The sequence below is a fragment of the Rhodoplanes tepidamans genome, from assembly GCF_030813915.1.
Taxonomy (GTDB): domain Bacteria; phylum Pseudomonadota; class Alphaproteobacteria; order Rhizobiales; family Xanthobacteraceae; genus Rhodoplanes; species Rhodoplanes tepidamans.
Map to the genome: position 1 here is coordinate 111,307 of NZ_JAUSUJ010000014.1, position 15,026 is coordinate 126,332.

The window sequence follows — 15,026 nt, forward strand, 5'->3', positions numbered from 1 at the left end:
TCGTCGTCCGCCGTCGTCCCGCCTGCCGCGGAGAGCCACGAAGGCCCGCCGGGCGCGGCGGATGTCCCTAGAGGCGTTCCTCGCCGTCGCCGAGCGGCCGGCGCCGATCGTCGTCCCGCCGGTACGGACCGGAGCCGCGGCGGTCGTCGTCCCAGCGACGGCCTTCGCGCCATCCCGGACCGTCGCGGCGGTCGGGGCCATGGCCCCAGCGCTCGCCGCGGCCGTATCCGTCGCGCCAGCGATCGGGTCCGTGAAACCCGTGGCGGCCCGGACCGGACCCGCGATTCTCGTGCCAGCGGTCATGGTGCCCGCGGTCGTGGTGCCAGCCATGGCGGCCGCGATCGTCGCCGCGCCAGGGGTGCCGGCCGTGCGGACCGCCGTCGGCGAACCGCGGCCCGAGCCGGGCCAGCGACCAGAAGCGGCGCTTCTGGCTGTCGTCGAGGCTCTTCACCAGCGGCGCCGTGGCGTCGGCGAGTGCCTTCAAGGACCCGGCCCGCCGGGTCGCCTGGTCGGCGAAGCGCTCCAGGCGCTCCAACGGGTCGCCAGTCGTTGCACCGCCCGCGCGGTCCTCGCGCATGCGCTCGCGCCATGCCTCGCGCGCCGCCACGCGGTCGGCCATGAAGGCCCGGTAGGCGCGCTCGAAATCAGGCCACGCCCTGTCCTGCTCCGGGGTCAGCGCCAGCCCGGCCCGCAGCGCCGCGATTCGCGCCTCGAGATAGGCCTGACGGTCGGTCAGCGAGGACGCCGAGCCGGACGGAGCCGAGGGCGCCGGCGCACTCTGCGCCGGCGGAGGCGCGCCCTCGGGGCGCTGCTGCGCCAGTCCGTAGCCGGTACCCGCCAGCGCGATCATGGCCGTGCCGGCGAGGAGTGACTTCCACATGTCCGCCTCCGATCGATTACTATGCGAACGGTAGTAATCGCCCCGGACCGCGGCAAGTTAAACTTGGGTAAGAATTACGGATCGGCAATGTTCGCCTTGAATTCGTCACGACCACTGTCGAATCCCGCCGCCGACGTGGCGGGATCGGGCCTCGGCCGGGTCCCGCCGGCCGCCCCGTAATCCCCTGCAGAACGGGCACAATCGGCCCCGTTAACCACCCGGTAACCATGAACCCGGCAAATTTTGCCGGGGCGGTGCGTGAGCGCGGGGCGGATCGATGTCGGATGTGGCGACGGGTCAGGGCGGATCGGGGTTTCGGCTCCCGAGCCTGCGCGAGATCGGCGATACGCTGAGATCGGGCGACATCGCGCTCGCCATCGGCGTGATGAGCATCCTGGTCGTCCTCATCCTGCCGCTGCCGCCGGTGCTCCTCGATTTCGCGCTGGCGATCTCGATCATCACCTCGGTGCTGATCCTGATGACCGCGCTCTTCATCCACAAGCCGCTGGAGTTCTCGGTCTTCCCGACCGTGCTCCTGATGTCGACGATGCTGCGGCTGTCGCTCAACCTGGCATCCACCCGCCTGATCCTGTCGCACGGCCACGAGGGACCGTCCGCCGCCGGCCACGTCATCGAGGCCTTCGGCAACTTCGTGATGGGCGGCAACTTCGTGATCGGCATCATCGTGTTCACGATCCTGGTGATCGTGAACTTCGTGGTGATCACCAAGGGCTCGGGCCGCATCGCCGAGGTGGCGGCGCGCTTCAACCTCGACGCCATGCCGGGCAAGCAGATGGCGATCGACGCCGACCTCTCGGCCGGCCTGATCGACGAGAAGGAGGCGCGCGCCCGCCGCAAGGGCCTGGAGGACGAGAGCTCGTTCTTCGGCGCCATGGACGGCGCCTCGAAGTTCGTGCGCGGCGACGCCATCGCCGGCCTACTGGTCGTCTTCATCAACATCATCGGCGGCATCATCATCGGCATCGCCCAGCAGGGCATCTCGTTCGCCGAGGCCGGCCGCACCTACACGCTGCTGACCGTCGGCGACGGCCTCGTCACCCAGATCCCCGCCCTGATCGTCTCGACCGCGGCGGGCCTGCTGGTCTCCAAGGCGGGCCTCTCGGAAGCCGCCGACAAGGTGCTGCTCCGCCAGCTCTCCGGCTATCCCAAGGCGCTCGGCATGTCGTCGGCCGTGATGGTGGCGATCGGCCTCCTGCCCGGCATCCCGATGCTGCCCTTCCTGCTGCTCGGCGGCGGCGCCGGTGCGCTGGCCTGGATCGTCGACAAGCGCGCCAAGGACGAGGTGCAGGTCGCGGCGGCGACCACGGCGGCGGCCGCCGCGGCTCCGGCCGAGGAGCCGATCTCGGCGGCGCTGAAGATCGACGACCTCAAGATCGAGCTCGGCTACGCGCTGCTCCCGCTGGTCAACTCGCCGGACGGCAGCGACCGCCTCACCGAGCAGATCAAGGCGCTGCGCCGCTCGCTCGCCATGGACATGGGCTTCGTGATGCCCGCCGTGCGCATCCTCGACAACGTCCAGCTCGACGCCAACACCTACGTCATCAAGATCAAGGAGGTGGAGGGCGGTTCCGGGCGGGTGTGGCCGGGCCAGTACATGGCCATGGACCCGATGGGCGGCCAGGTGAACCTGCCCGGCATGCACACCACCGAGCCGACCTTCGGCCTGCCCGCCACCTGGATCGACGCCGGCCTCAAGGAGGAGGCCGCGGTCAAGGGCTACACGGTCGTCGACGCCGCGACCGTGCTGGCGACCCACCTGACCGAGCAGCTGAAGGCCAACATCTCCGAGCTGCTCTCCTACGCCGAGGTGCAGAAGCTGCTGCGCGAGCTGCCCAAGGAGCAGGCCGAGCTGGTCAAGGAGATCGTGCCCGGGCAGATCACCGTCACGGGCATCCAGCGGGTGCTGCAGCTCCTGCTCACCGAGCGCATCTCGATCCGCGACCTCGGCACCATCCTGGAGGGCATCGCGGACGCGCTGTCCTTCACGCGCAGCCCCAACGTGCTGGTCGAGCACGTCCGGACCCGCCTCGCCCGCCAGATCTGCGCCCAGTACACCACCGCGGCCGGCCACCTGCCGCTGATCGCGCTGTCGGCCCGCTGGGAGCAGGCGTTCGCCGAATCGATCGTCGGCCAGGGCGACGACCGCCAGCTCGCCATGCAGCCGTCGCGCCTCTCCGAGTTCATCACCCTGGTGCGCGAGCGCTTCGAGGAGGCGGCCCGCATGGGCGAGGCACCGGTGCTGGTCACCTCCCCGGGCATCCGGCCGTTCGTGCGCTCGATCGTCGAGCGCTTCCGCTCCCAGACCCCCGTGTTGTCGCAGTCGGAGATCCACCCGCGCGCCCGCCTGCGGACGGTGGGCAGCATCTGACCGGCGCCCCCGCGCCGGCGCCGCGGCCCCCGCAGCGGCCACATCCTTCGGCCCGTATCCGGCGACGACGCCGGTCGACATTGCCCGCCCGGCCGCATCCGGCACGCAGCTTGCTAGGGGTCGCGGCCATGATGAACGCCGCCACCCCCGGCCATCCCTCCCGCTGCTTCGACACCCCGCACGCCGGGGTCGCACTCCATGGCAGCCACCACCCGCCACCGATCGGGCGGGCGCGCGGCGTTGCGCCACGTGCGCCATGCCGTCGGGCCCGCTCCTGACGATCCCGGACACCCCCGCTCCTCCTGGAGGTCCTCTCGATGACTGATCATCTGCGCGCCGCCACCACCACCGGTCTCACGCGTCGCCATCTCCTGATCGGCGGCGCTGCCGCCGGCGTGCTCGGCACCCTGCACGGCGCCGCGGCACAGACCTCGTCGAGGGTCACCATCGCCATGTCGCTCGGCGACGTGCCGCGCCTGTGGGCGGGGCCGGACGGCGGCTTCGAGGGCCTGCGCTTCGGCGGCTACACGGTGTTCGACGCGCTGGTCGGCTGGGATCTCTCCTCGGCCGACAAGCCTTCGACGCTGGCGCCCGCCCTCGCGGAATCCTGGAGCATGGATCCGGCCGATCCCAAGCGCTGGATCGTCAAGCTGCGCCCGGGCGTGACATTCCACGACGGCACGCCGTTCGACGCGGATGCGGCGGTGTGGAACTTCGCCTCGGTGTTCGACGACAAGGCGCCCCAATATCTGGCGCAGCGCGCGCTGGGTATCCGCGGCCGTCTGCCGAGCGTCAAGGGCGCCGAGAAGATCGACGCGACGACCATCGCGGTCGTCACCCATGCCGAGGATTCGCTGCTTCCCTATCAGCTCACCTTCCTGCTGTTCGCCAGCCCGGCGAAGTTCGCCGCGGTGGGCAGCGACTGGATGAAGTTCGCGGCGGATCCCGCCGGCACCGGACCGTTCAAGGTGATCAAGCTGGAGCCGCGGGTGCGCCTCGAGCTCGCCCGCAACGACGCCTATTGGGACAAGGCCCGGGTCGCCAAGGCGGCGACGCTGGTGCTGGTGCCGATCCCGGACGGCACCGCGCGGGTCGCTGCACTGCGCGCCGGCCAGGTGGACTTCATCGAGTCGGTGCCGCCCGACACGATCCCGAGCCTGAAGGGCGCCGGCGTCGCCGTCACCATAAACATCTATCCGCACACCTGGATCTGGTACCTGTCGACGTTGCCCGGCTCGGCCTTCGCCGACAAGCGGGTGCGGCAGGCCGCCAACCTGGCGATCGACCGCGCCGGCATCGTCGAGATGCTCAACGGCACGGCCATCGCGGCCGAGGGCATGGTGCCGCGCTCCTCGCCCTGGTTCGGCACGCCGAGCTTCGTGCTGAAGCACGATCCGGAGGCGGCCAAGAAGCTCCTCGCCGAAGCCGGCTACGGCCCCGGCAAGCCGGCGCGCGCCAAGATCCTGATCGCCAACTCGGGCGGCGGCCAGATGCAGCCGCTGCCGATGAACGAGGCGATCCAGCAGAACCTCAGCGCCGTCGGCATCGAGGTCGAGTATCAGGTCGTCGACTTCCTCACGTTGTTCACGGCCTATCGCAACGGCGCCAAGGCACCGGCCGACAACCCGGTCGCCCTCAACCTGTCGCTGCCGACCCAGGATCCGACCAGCGGCTTCGTGCGCTGCTTCGACAGCGCTCTCGTCTCGCCGCGCGGCACCAACTGGGGCCACTACGCGAACCCGGCCGTCGACGCCGCCTTCAAGGAGGCGCAGCTCGCCCGCGACACGGCGGCGCGCGACCGCGCGCTCGCCAAGGCGCATACGCTGCTGGTCGACGATTGCGCCGCCCTGATGGTGGTGCACGACCGCAATCCGCGCGCCATGTCGGCCAAGCTGAAGGGCTTCGTCCAGCCGCAGAACTGGTTCGCCGACTTCACCCCGGTGTCGATGGGTTGAAACGGTCGAACGCGGCACCATTGCTCCCCGTCACCCCGAGGTGCCCGGCGAAGCCGGGCCATGGCAAGTCGGCTTGCCGACTTGCCGAGGTTACATGCCGATCTCGGGCAAGCCCGAGATCAGGTGGGCGACGGCCCGCGAGTCCGGGGCCGCCTCCTTCGAGGCTCGCCGGCGGCGAGCACCTCAGGACGACGGCGCGAGGATTGGGGACGCCGACATGAGCCGCAACGAGTCTCGGGAGACAACCTGATGAAAGCCGATCTGGTCGTGCGCAATGCACGCGTCGTGCGTCACGACGGCGAGTTCTTCGGCGGCGTCGCCGTGGTCGACGGGCGCATCGCCGCGCTCGGTGCCGACGCGCTGCTGCCCGACGCCACGCGCGTCGTCGATGCCGAAGGCCGGGTGCTGATGCCCGGCGTCATCGACACCCATTGTCACCTCGGCTTCCACTATCCGTATGCCGAGGATCTGGCGACCGAGACGCCGCCCGCCGCGGTCGGCGGCGTCACCTCGGCGCTCGACTACACGCCGCTGGTCGACCCCGACTATCTCGGCTTCTTCCGCGAGAAGCAGCGCCAGATCACCGAGCATTCGGCGATCGACTGGGGCTTTCACCTCATCATCCAGCGCGAGGAGGACGTCCACCGGCTCCAGCGGATCACGGCCGACACCGGCGTCGTCTCGTACAAGTTCTATTTCGGCTACGAGCCCGACAACGCCATCGGCATCGTGCCGGCCACCGACGGCTGGATCTACGGGGCGATGCGGGCGCTCGCGGAGATTCCCGGCGGCGTCATCAACGTCCATTGCGAGAACACCGCGATCGGCACCTGGCTGGAACGCGAGATCCGCCCCACCGGCCGTCAGGATCTCGGCGCCTATCAGGAGTCGCGGCCGAGCTTCGTCGAGGAGGAGACGATCCGGCGGATGATCTTCTTCTCGGAGCTCACCGGCTGCCCGCTGCATGTCGTCCATACCACCATCGGGGCCGGCGTGAAGCTCGGCGTCGAGGCGCGCTCGCGCGGCGTCGACGTCACCATCGAGACCTGCCCGCATTATCTCACCCGCACCTCCTACGACGCCGACCTGGACATGAAGGCGAAGATCTGCCCGCCGCTGCGCAACAAGGACGAGCAGGAGGCTCTTTGGCGCGGTGTGGCGGACGGGGGAATCTTCTCGATCGGCACCGACCACGTGCCGTTCCGCCCGAAGAAAGGCGTGGATCTGTGGACCGAGTCGCCCGGCGCCGTCGGCTTCCAGTGGGAGCTGCCGCTGATGCTGCACTACGGCCATCACGCCCGCGGCGTGCCGTTGTCGCGGCTGGTCGCGCTGAGCTCGTGGAATCCGGCGCGCCGCTTCAGCCTCGCGCCCAGGAAGGGCACGCTGCAGGTCGGCGCCGACGCCGATCTCGTGCTGGTCGATCTCGATCTGGAGAAGGCCGTGACGCACCAGGGCAAGGGCCACTGCATCTACGAGGGCATGACGCTGAAGGGCTGGCCCGTCATGACCATCGTGGCCGGCGCCGTGGTGGCCGAGAACGGCGCCTTCGACGACACTGCCGTTCGCCCCGCCCGCTGCCTCAACCTGCTGGCGTGACCCGGCCGGCCTGACCCGGGCGCCTCGGTGCCGGTCTGCGAAGACCGCGATCCGACCCGCTTCGACGTGCCGAGGCGAAGGCGTTCTCCCGGCCTCGTACGGCGGCAGCGCGCCACGCTCGGCACCGGAACGACTTTCCTAAAATACCGCCAAATTTTGTAAACCGTTCTAAGAACAAGAGAATTATAGTCACTCCTGCTCGCCGATCACGAACACGTGAGAGCCCGGAGGGGAAACTTTCCCGGCCCGTATCGGTTGTTGGCGGCAGAGGGGATGGTGCGCTGCACGGGGCGAGGTCGATCCAGCCTGACAATCGGTGAGCCGAACGGCGTCTTGGCCGCACGGCGACGTGACCCGGACGGGACCGTCAACCGAGACTCCAGGGATTGAACCGGCCCCCGGCCCGCGGCGACCAACGGACAAGCTCGATGGGAGGGGTCACATGAACAACGCGTCGCTCGCCACCGCCGACCGGCTCACCCACCTGAAGGTGGTCGTGCTCGCGCTGGTCGCCTCGATCGCGATCATGGTGATCGGCATCACGGCCCATGCAGTGGACGACACGCGCGCCTACGGCGTCGCCGCCGTTCCCGTGAAGGCCGGCAAGGTCATGGTCTCCACCACCGACGCGCCGACCCTGGTGCGCTGAGCCTTCTCTTTCCCTGTCGCCGGCGATGCCCCGCCGGGCGACAGACACCACGCCGAACCTCCAGACGTCGCAAGCGGCCGGGCCCCAGCCCGGCCGTTTTGCTTTTCCCGACAGGCGGCAATGATGTACGGGTCCGGCTCGGATCCGGCCATCGCCCCGGCCGCCCTTACGGGACGGCGCGCAGCGCCGGTCTGTCCGTCGCGGCCGCGACCGGTTCAGGGCCTTCCCGCGAACAAAAACCCCGCCATTCGCGGCGGGGTTCGGAAGCGTCCGAGTTCGGGAGGAGAGCCCGCGGCTCGACGAAACTCGGGACAACGCGACGGCGCGGTGCGGGCGCGTGCGCCGTTTCGGGTTCAGATGGCGATGCGGGCCTCGTCGTCGCTCGGCTCGCGCAGAACGTAGCCGCGGCCCCACACCGTCTCGATGTAGTTGCGGCCCTGCGACGCGTTCGCCAGCTTCTTCCGCAGCTTGCAGATGAACACGTCGATGATCTTCAGCTCGGGCTCGTCCATGCCGCCGTAGAGATGGTTGAGGAACATCTCCTTGGTCAGCGTCGTGCCCTTGCGCAGGCTGAGGAGCTCCAGCATCTGGTACTCCTTGCCGGTGAGATGCACCCGCTGGCCGCCGACCTCGACCGTCTTGGTGTCGAGATTGACGATCAGGTCGCCGGTCTGGATGACCGACTGGGCGTGGCCCTTCGACCGGCGCACGATCGCATGGATCCGCGCCACCAGTTCGTCCTTGTGGAACGGCTTGGTCATGTAGTCGTCGGCGCCGAAGCCGAGGCCCTTCACCTTGTCCTCGATGCCGGCGAGGCCGGACAGGATCAGGATCGGCGTCTTGACCTTGGAGACCCGCAACGCCCGCAGCACCTCGAAGCCCGACATGTCCGGCAGGTTGAGGTCGAGCAGGATAATGTCGTAGTCGTAGAGCTTGCCGAGGTCGACGCCCTCCTCGCCGAGATCCGTCGTGTAGACGTTGAAGCTCTCCGACTTCAGCATCAGCTCGATGGATTGCGCAGTCGCGCTGTCGTCTTCGATCAGGAGAACGCGCATGCCAGTCCCCTTCCATGCCGCGTCGGATTGAGGGCGGCCCGCCGCAGTGCCGGCCAACTCTGACGCCTCGGGACCCAACTGATTCGAAAGGTTAACGGCCAATCCTTAACAAAGTCTGATTCCCCAGCGCAAGACAGTGCTGGGCAATTTCGCCAGAATCGGCCTAAAATGCTGTGGCGGGATGGTTTTTTGGGCACGTTCACGCTCACATCTCACTTTAGGAAGTGGCCGTAACCGATTCAGTCGACTCGCCCCTCCGTCACCGGGGAGACGAGATTCCGGAAGGACCCGAGGACGGTGATCCAATGATTAACGCTCCGGGTAAACATCGAGTTAAGAGTTTCCGGTTCGTTGCTGGCGGTGCTGCGGTGCGCCCCCGGTGCGGGAGGGACGGTTGAGGACGCTCGCCGACCAGATCGCCGAGATCGACGGTGTCGAGGTGTTCGGCCGCGTCGTCGGCGTGAAGGGCCTGATGGTCGAGGTGGCGGGCCCGCTGCACGCGATGTCGGTCGGCGCCCGCGTCGGAATCGAGACCACGGCCCGCACCATTCCCTGCGAAGTCGTTGGATTTTCGGGCAATCACGCGCTGCTGATGCCGTTCGCCGCGCTGGAGGGCGTGCGGCGCGGCTGCCGCGCCGTAGTGATGTCGGCGGCCGCCGCGGTGCGGCCGTCGGGCGGCTGGCTCGGCCGGGTCGTCAACGCCCTCGGCGAGCCGGTCGACGGGCTCGGCCCGCTGCCGATTGGTCCGACACCGTGTCGTTTCCGCAACAGTCCGCCGTCGGCGCATGCCCGGCGGCGGGTCGGCGGACCGATCGACCTCGGCGTGCGGGCGCTCAACACCTTCATCACCTGCTGCCGCGGCCAGCGCATGGGCATCTTCGCCGGCTCCGGCGTCGGCAAGTCGGTGCTGCTGTCGATGCTGGCCCGCAACGTCGACGCCGACGTGTCGGTGATCGGGCTGGTCGGCGAGCGCGGCCGCGAGGTGCAGGAGTTCCTGCAGGACGACCTCGGGCCGGAGGGCCTCGCCCGCTCGGTCGTCGTGGTCGCCACCTCGGACGAGCCGGCCCTGATGCGCCGCCAGGCCGCCTATCTGACGCTCGCCATCGCCGAGTACTTCCGCGACGAGGGCAAGAGCGTGCTGGTGCTGATGGATTCGGTGACGCGCTTCGCCATGGCGCAGCGCGAGATCGGCCTGTCGGCCGGCGAGCCGCCGACCTCCAAGGGCTACACGCCGACCGTCTTCACCGAGCTGCCGCGCCTGCTCGAGCGCGCCGGCCCGGGTGCCGGCGCCGGTGCGATCACCGGCATCTTCACGGTGCTGGTCGACGGCGACGATCACAACGAGCCGGTCGCCGACGCGGTGCGCGGCATTCTCGACGGCCACATCGTGATGGAGCGGGCGATCGCCGAGCGGGGCCGCTATCCCGCCATCAACATCCTGAAGTCGATCTCGCGGACCATGCCGAAGGCGTGCGATCCGGCCTATCTGCCGGTGATCATGCAGGCCCGCAAGGTGATGGCGACCTATGCCGACATGGAAGAGCTGATCCGGCTCGGCGCGTACCGGCCGGGCTCCAGCGCCGAGGTGGACGAGGCGATCAAGCTGCACGACCCGATCGAGGCCTTCCTGTCCCAGGGCAAGGCCGAGTCGACGCCACTCGCGGAGGGATACAAGAAATTGCAGGAAATCCTCATGGTCGCAGAAACCGAAAACTAAGAATATGCTCCCAGAATGAGCGCCTGTTCGGAGCGGCTCTCGGCCCATGCGTGCCAGGCTGCGTTCGAGGCTGCGCTCGGGGCTTCTGGGGAGTAACAGTCGATGAAGTCGCGCGATACACTCATTCGGCTCAAGAAATTTCAGGTCGACGAGAACCGCCGCAAGGTCGCTCAGATCGAGACCATGATCGCCGAGTTCCTGCGGATGGCGTCCGATCTCGACCGCGAGATCCAGGTGGAGCAGGAGCGGGCCGGCATCAACGACCCGGGCCACTTCGCCTATCCGACCTATGCCAAGGCCGCGATGCAGCGGCGCGAAAACCTCAAGCGGTCGGCCGACGAGCTGTCCGGCCAGCTGGAGGAGGCGCGCGCCGCGCTGCAGGAATCCTTCGAGGAGCTCAAGAAGGTCGAGCTGCTCGACGAGCGCGACCAGCTCCGCGAGCGCACCGCCGAGCACGCCCGCGAGCAGAACGAGCTCGATTCGATCGCCGGCATGCGGGCCCGCAGCGCCATCGCCTGATCCGAACCGTACCGACGGGTCGAAGGCCCGGGCTCGCGCCCGGGCCTTCGCGTCTTTGCGGATCCCCCGCCTTCGGCCATAATCCGGCCGGGTGGGAACGGGGCACCGGGATGCCGACATCGGCCGAACTGGTCTGGCTGCTGGCCGGAGTCGCCAAGAGCGACGTCGCGGCCTTCGAGCGCCTCTATGCGGCGACCCGGGCGAAGCTCTACGGCGTGGTGCTCGGCATCGTGCAGGGCCCGGCCCTGGCGGGCGAGGTCCTGCAGGACGCCTATCTGGCGATCTGGACGGCGGCGCCCCGCTTCGACCCGGTCCATGCGACGCCGATGACCTGGATGGTGGCGATCGCCCGCGCCCACGCCATCGCGGCGGCGCGCCGCACCGGTGCGATCGTGATCGACATGGAGGCCGATCCGGACGCCGACGCGTCGGAGGACCGGACCGACGCCGCCGAGGCGGAGAGCGCCGACGCTGCCGATCCGCCGGCCGCCCGGGTGGCGAGCGAGGCGCTCAAGCGCCTGCTCGCCGGTCTCGGCCGGCTCGAGCCGGACCGGCAGCGCATGCTGCTGCTCGCCTATTTCAGCGGGACCGCGCGCACCGCGCTCGCCGCGGAGTTCGACCGGCCGGTCGACACGATCAGGACGCAGCTCCGGCACGCGCTCGCCGACCTGCGGGAGTTCTTGGGGAATGAGTGACGACGACCGCGCGGGCCTGGCCGCCGAGTACGTGCTCGGCACGCTGGACGCCGACGAACGCGACGAGGCGGCCGCGCTGATCGCCAGCGACCCGGCCTTCGCGGCGCTGGTCGCGGCGTGGGAGCGCCGGCTCGGCGAACTGCATGCCATGGTGGAGCCGGTTACGCCGCCGGCCGAGATCTGGATGGCGCTGCGCGCCCGGCTGCCCGACCCGGCCCGCGAGGCCGCCGCCCCGCCGGCGACCGCTCCGTCCGAGCTGCCGGACACCGCCCCCGGACCGGCGCAGACCGCGACGGCGCACGCCGAATCCAGCCGCGCCGAGGAGATCCGGGCCGGAACGCGCGAGAGCGAGACGACGCATGCCGGGGCGACGGCGGAGCCGGCGCAGCCGCGCGCCCCCCCGGAGCCCGACGTGCCCGACATCCTGCGCGCCGTCGCCGAGGCGCTGGCGGTGCCGCCGGACGATTCCCGCAACGCCGCTCCGTCGTTCTCGGCGGCGACGCCGGCCGCCGCGTCCGGCACCGTTTCGGCCGAGCGGATCGCCGGCGACACCGCCGGCGAGTCGGCCGCTCCCGGAGCGAAGACCACCAACGGCTCCGGTCCGGATCTCCGCGCCGGGATCGGGCCGACCGCCGCCGTCGACGCGCACGACGGCATCGACCTCGCCGTCGATGCCGAGGATGCGATCGCGCAGCCGGGGCGCGACCTCGTGCTGCCGCCGCCGGGAGACGACGAGGCGGTGCGCCGGCTGGTCCGCAGCGTCCAGCGCTGGCGCAGCCTGGCCGCCGGCCTCGCCGCGTTCGCCATCGCGCTCGCCGCCATCACAGTGACGGCGGCGATCGCACCCGACCGGCTGCCGGAGCCGCTGCGCCTCGCGCCGCAGACCGTCGAGGTGGTGCGCGAGGTGGTGCGCACCGTCGAGGCTCCGGCGCCGCCGCCGGTCCCGGCGAACGAGCCGGCCCGCCATGTCGCGGTGCTGCAGGCGGAGGGCACGACGCCCGCCTTCCTGGTGTCGCTGCAGCCGGACCGCAGGAGCCTGATGGTGCGTCGGGTGAAGGCCGCCGACGAGGGCGACAGGCGCTACGAGCTGTGGCTGGTCTCGGACAAGCTGTCGGCGCCGCGCTCGCTCGGCCTGCTCGGCACCGGCGAGTTCACCATCGTGCCGGCGGTCGCCGATCTGCCGGCCGACCTGGTCGAGAGCGCCGTCTACGCGGTGTCGCTCGAAGCCGAGACCGGCTCGCCGGTCGAAGGACCTTCCGGCCCGGTGCTCGCTTCCGGCCGGCTGATCGAGGCGGTCCCGGTGATGCCGGCCAGCCCACCGAGCGGCAGCGGCGGACCGTGATCCGTTCGCGGCGGCAGGCCGCGACGAAAGACGCCCGGCTTTCGCCGGGCGTCTTCGTCGGGGGATTTTCGCGGCCGCGGGCCGCGCAACCAGAGGCTCAGCGCGGAGCGCCGAAATTGGCGGCGAGGCGCTGGGTGGCCGGCATGGCGAAGCCGCCCGCTCCCTTGGCCGGCACGGCACCGTTCGGCGCATAGACGCCGCGCTGGTCCTGCACCGGCTTGAACGCGTCGGTGAGGCCGACCACCGTCTCGGCGGCGCCGAGCACCAGGAAGCCGTCCGGCTCGGTGATGCGGCGGATCCGCTCCAGCACGTCGATCTTGGTGGGCTGGTCGAAGTAGATCAGCACGTTGCGGCAGAACACCAGATCGAACGGCCCGAGGCTGGTGAAGTCACCGAGCAGGTTGAGGGTGCGGTACTGCACCATCGAGCGGATCTCGGAGGAGATCTGCCAGGTCTCGCCGGTTTGCGTGAAGTACTTCAGCAGCATCTGGATCGGCAGGCCGCGCTGCACCTCGAACTGCGAGTAGACGCCGGCCTTGGCCTTGTCGAGCACGTCCATCGAGAGGTCGGTGGCGACGATCTCGACACGCCAGCCGTCGAGCCGCGGGCCCATGTCCTTCAGGCACATGGCGAGCGAGTACGGCTCCTGGCCGGTCGAGGCGGCGGCGCACCAGATGCGCAGCTTGCGCTTCGCCTCGCGCGCCTTGAGGAGCGCCGGGACGATCGAGTTGCGGAAGTGGTCGAACGGCACCTTGTCGCGCAGGAAGAAGGTCTCGTTCGTGGTCATCGCCTCGACGACGGCCACCAGCAGGGTTTCCGACCCGGGGCCCTTGAGCTTCTGCACGAGCTCGCTGAGCGAGCCGAGCGAATTCTTGCGCGCGATCGGCAGAAGCCGACTCTCGACCAGGTACTCCTTGTCGGCGGAGAGCACCAGGCCGGACCGGTCCTTCAAGAGCTTGCGCAGATAGTCGTAGTCGAACGGCGTCACGAGCGCTCTCCCGAGAAAATACGCGTTACTTTCTGGGCGATCTGCCCCAGCGGCAGGACTGCGGAGCACAGTCCCGCCTGGGCGACGGCCCCCGGCATTCCCCATACGACGCTCGAGGCTTCGTCCTGAGCGATGACGCTGCCGCCCGCGGCGACGAGTTCGGCCGCCCCCTTGGCCCCGTCAGACCCCATTCCGGTGAGGATGACGCAAAGCGCGGCCCCTCCCCAGACCTGCGCGGCCGTCGACAGCAGCGGGTCGACGGCGGGCTTGCAGAAGTTCACCAGCGGACCGTCGCGCAGAACGATCACCGGATTCCCGTCGCGGCGCGCCACCTGCATGTGGATGGCGCCCGGCGCGACATAGACGCGTCCGGCCACCACCGGCTCGCCGTCGACCGCCTCGCGCACCGTCCGGCCGGAGGCGCGCGAGAGATGCTCGGCCAGAATGGTGGTGAAGGTCGGCGGCATGTGTTGGGTGATCAGCACCGGCACCTGGTCGATCACGCGGCCGAGCTGCGCGACCACCTCGTTGAGGGCCTGCGGGCCGCCGGTCGACGAACCGATCAGCAGCACGCGCGGCGCCGTGTGCGAGAACGGCCGCAGCTTGAGGGCGGGCGCCTTCTCGACCGGCGCGAGGGGGGCCGGACGGCCGCCGCCGGCGAGGCGCGTGTCGGCCGGCGCGGGAGCCGCGGTGGCCGGACGCGGACCCCGCATCCGCCGCCGCCGCTGGCCGAGATGGCGGACCTTCTCGACGAGATCGCGCCGGAAATCGGCCGAGGTGGTGACGCCGCGCGCGGTCTCGGGCTTCGGAATGTAGTCGGCGGCGCCCAGGGACAGCGCCTTGAGGCTGACCTCGGCGTTCCGCAGCGTCAGCGTCGACGCCATGATGACGACGAGGTCGCGCTTCTTGGCGAGCAGGAGCGGCAGCGCCGAGATGCCGTCGAGCACCGGCATCTCGATGTCGAGGATGGCGACGTCGGGGTCGAGCTTCTCGACCTGGTCGACGGCCTCGCGGCCGGTGCGCAGCGAGGCGACGACCTCGAAGTCCGGCTGCTCCTCGAGCCAGCGGGCGATCAGGCCGCGCACCACGACAGAATCATCGACCACCATGACCCGGACACGGTCGCCGGCGGCGGTCGACGCTCTGGACGTGGATGTGACGGCGAGTGCCATAACACGAGATACTCGGTTACGCAGAAGAGACGACGGAGATGGCTTGCGATTTACGTGGAGGTCAGCAGG

General features: G+C 70.0%; 12 protein-coding genes. 8 read left to right on the forward strand and 4 right to left on the reverse strand.

What is annotated here, in order from left to right; all coding sequences use genetic code 11:
- Nucleotides 1-67: 67 nt before the first annotated feature.
- A complete protein-coding gene (locus J2S22_RS17525; protein ID WP_272775956.1) occupies nucleotides 68-880 on the reverse strand; it encodes a Spy/CpxP family protein refolding chaperone in 813 nt (270 codons plus the stop codon).
- 277 nt (nucleotides 881-1,157) lie between these two features.
- On the opposite strand from J2S22_RS17525, the gene flhA reads away from it, so the two are divergent.
- The 4 genes from flhA to J2S22_RS17545 all read left to right on the forward strand — a co-directional run bounded on the left by flhA (nucleotide 1,158) and on the right by J2S22_RS17545 (nucleotide 7,469).
- Entirely contained in the window at nucleotides 1,158-3,269 is a 2,112-nt protein-coding gene (gene flhA, locus J2S22_RS17530) for a flagellar biosynthesis protein FlhA (protein WP_272775957.1), read from the forward strand.
- 317 nt (nucleotides 3,270-3,586) lie between these two features.
- Nucleotides 3,587-5,224, forward strand: a complete 1,638-nt coding sequence (locus tag J2S22_RS17535) for an ABC transporter substrate-binding protein (RefSeq protein ID WP_272775958.1) — start codon at nucleotides 3,587-3,589, stop codon at nucleotides 5,222-5,224.
- Nucleotides 5,225-5,473: 249 nt separating this feature from the next.
- Nucleotides 5,474-6,820, forward strand: a complete 1,347-nt coding sequence (locus J2S22_RS17540) for a dihydroorotase (protein ID WP_272775959.1) — start codon at nucleotides 5,474-5,476, stop codon at nucleotides 6,818-6,820.
- 442 nt (nucleotides 6,821-7,262) lie between these two features.
- Nucleotides 7,263-7,469, forward strand: a complete 207-nt coding sequence (locus J2S22_RS17545; RefSeq protein ID WP_272775960.1) for a hypothetical protein — start codon at nucleotides 7,263-7,265, stop codon at nucleotides 7,467-7,469.
- Nucleotides 7,470-7,822: 353 nt separating this feature from the next.
- Here J2S22_RS17545 and ctrA read toward each other — a convergent pair whose 3' ends face one another.
- Entirely contained in the window at nucleotides 7,823-8,524 is a 702-nt protein-coding gene (gene ctrA / locus J2S22_RS17550) for a response regulator transcription factor CtrA (RefSeq protein WP_111359911.1), read from the reverse strand.
- Between the two features lie 394 nt (nucleotides 8,525-8,918).
- Between ctrA and fliI the strand changes: the two genes are divergently transcribed.
- The 4 genes from fliI (at nucleotide 8,919) to J2S22_RS17570 (ending at nucleotide 12,797) form a co-directional block, all read left to right on the forward strand.
- The gene (fliI, locus tag J2S22_RS17555) at nucleotides 8,919-10,241 is read left to right on the forward strand and encodes a flagellar protein export ATPase FliI (RefSeq protein WP_272775961.1); all 1,323 of its coding nucleotides are present in this window, start codon (nucleotides 8,919-8,921) and stop codon (nucleotides 10,239-10,241) included.
- A 102-nt stretch (nucleotides 10,242-10,343) separates the two neighbouring features.
- On the forward strand, nucleotides 10,344-10,760 hold the full coding sequence (gene fliJ / locus J2S22_RS17560) for a flagellar export protein FliJ (protein ID WP_272775962.1): 417 nt from the start codon (nucleotides 10,344-10,346) through the stop codon (nucleotides 10,758-10,760).
- A gap of 110 nt (nucleotides 10,761-10,870) precedes the next feature.
- Nucleotides 10,871-11,455, forward strand: a complete 585-nt coding sequence (locus J2S22_RS17565; RefSeq protein ID WP_272775963.1) for a sigma-70 family RNA polymerase sigma factor — start codon at nucleotides 10,871-10,873, stop codon at nucleotides 11,453-11,455.
- On the forward strand, nucleotides 11,448-12,797 hold the full coding sequence (locus tag J2S22_RS17570) for an anti-sigma factor domain-containing protein (protein ID WP_272775964.1): 1,350 nt from the start codon (nucleotides 11,448-11,450) through the stop codon (nucleotides 12,795-12,797). Before J2S22_RS17565 ends, J2S22_RS17570 begins: the two co-directional genes overlap by 8 nt.
- Before the next feature lie 97 nt (nucleotides 12,798-12,894).
- On the opposite strand, the gene J2S22_RS17575 is transcribed toward J2S22_RS17570, so the two are convergent.
- The gene (locus tag J2S22_RS17575; RefSeq protein WP_272775965.1) at nucleotides 12,895-13,785 is read right to left on the reverse strand and encodes a CheR family methyltransferase; all 891 of its coding nucleotides are present in this window, start codon (nucleotides 13,783-13,785) and stop codon (nucleotides 12,895-12,897) included.
- Nucleotides 13,782-14,957 (reverse strand): protein-glutamate methylesterase/protein-glutamine glutaminase, encoded by a 1,176-nt coding sequence (locus tag J2S22_RS17580; RefSeq protein WP_272775966.1) that lies wholly within the window; start codon nucleotides 14,955-14,957, stop codon nucleotides 13,782-13,784. Before J2S22_RS17580 ends, J2S22_RS17575 begins: the two co-directional genes overlap by 4 nt.
- Nucleotides 14,958-15,026 lie beyond the last annotated feature (69 nt).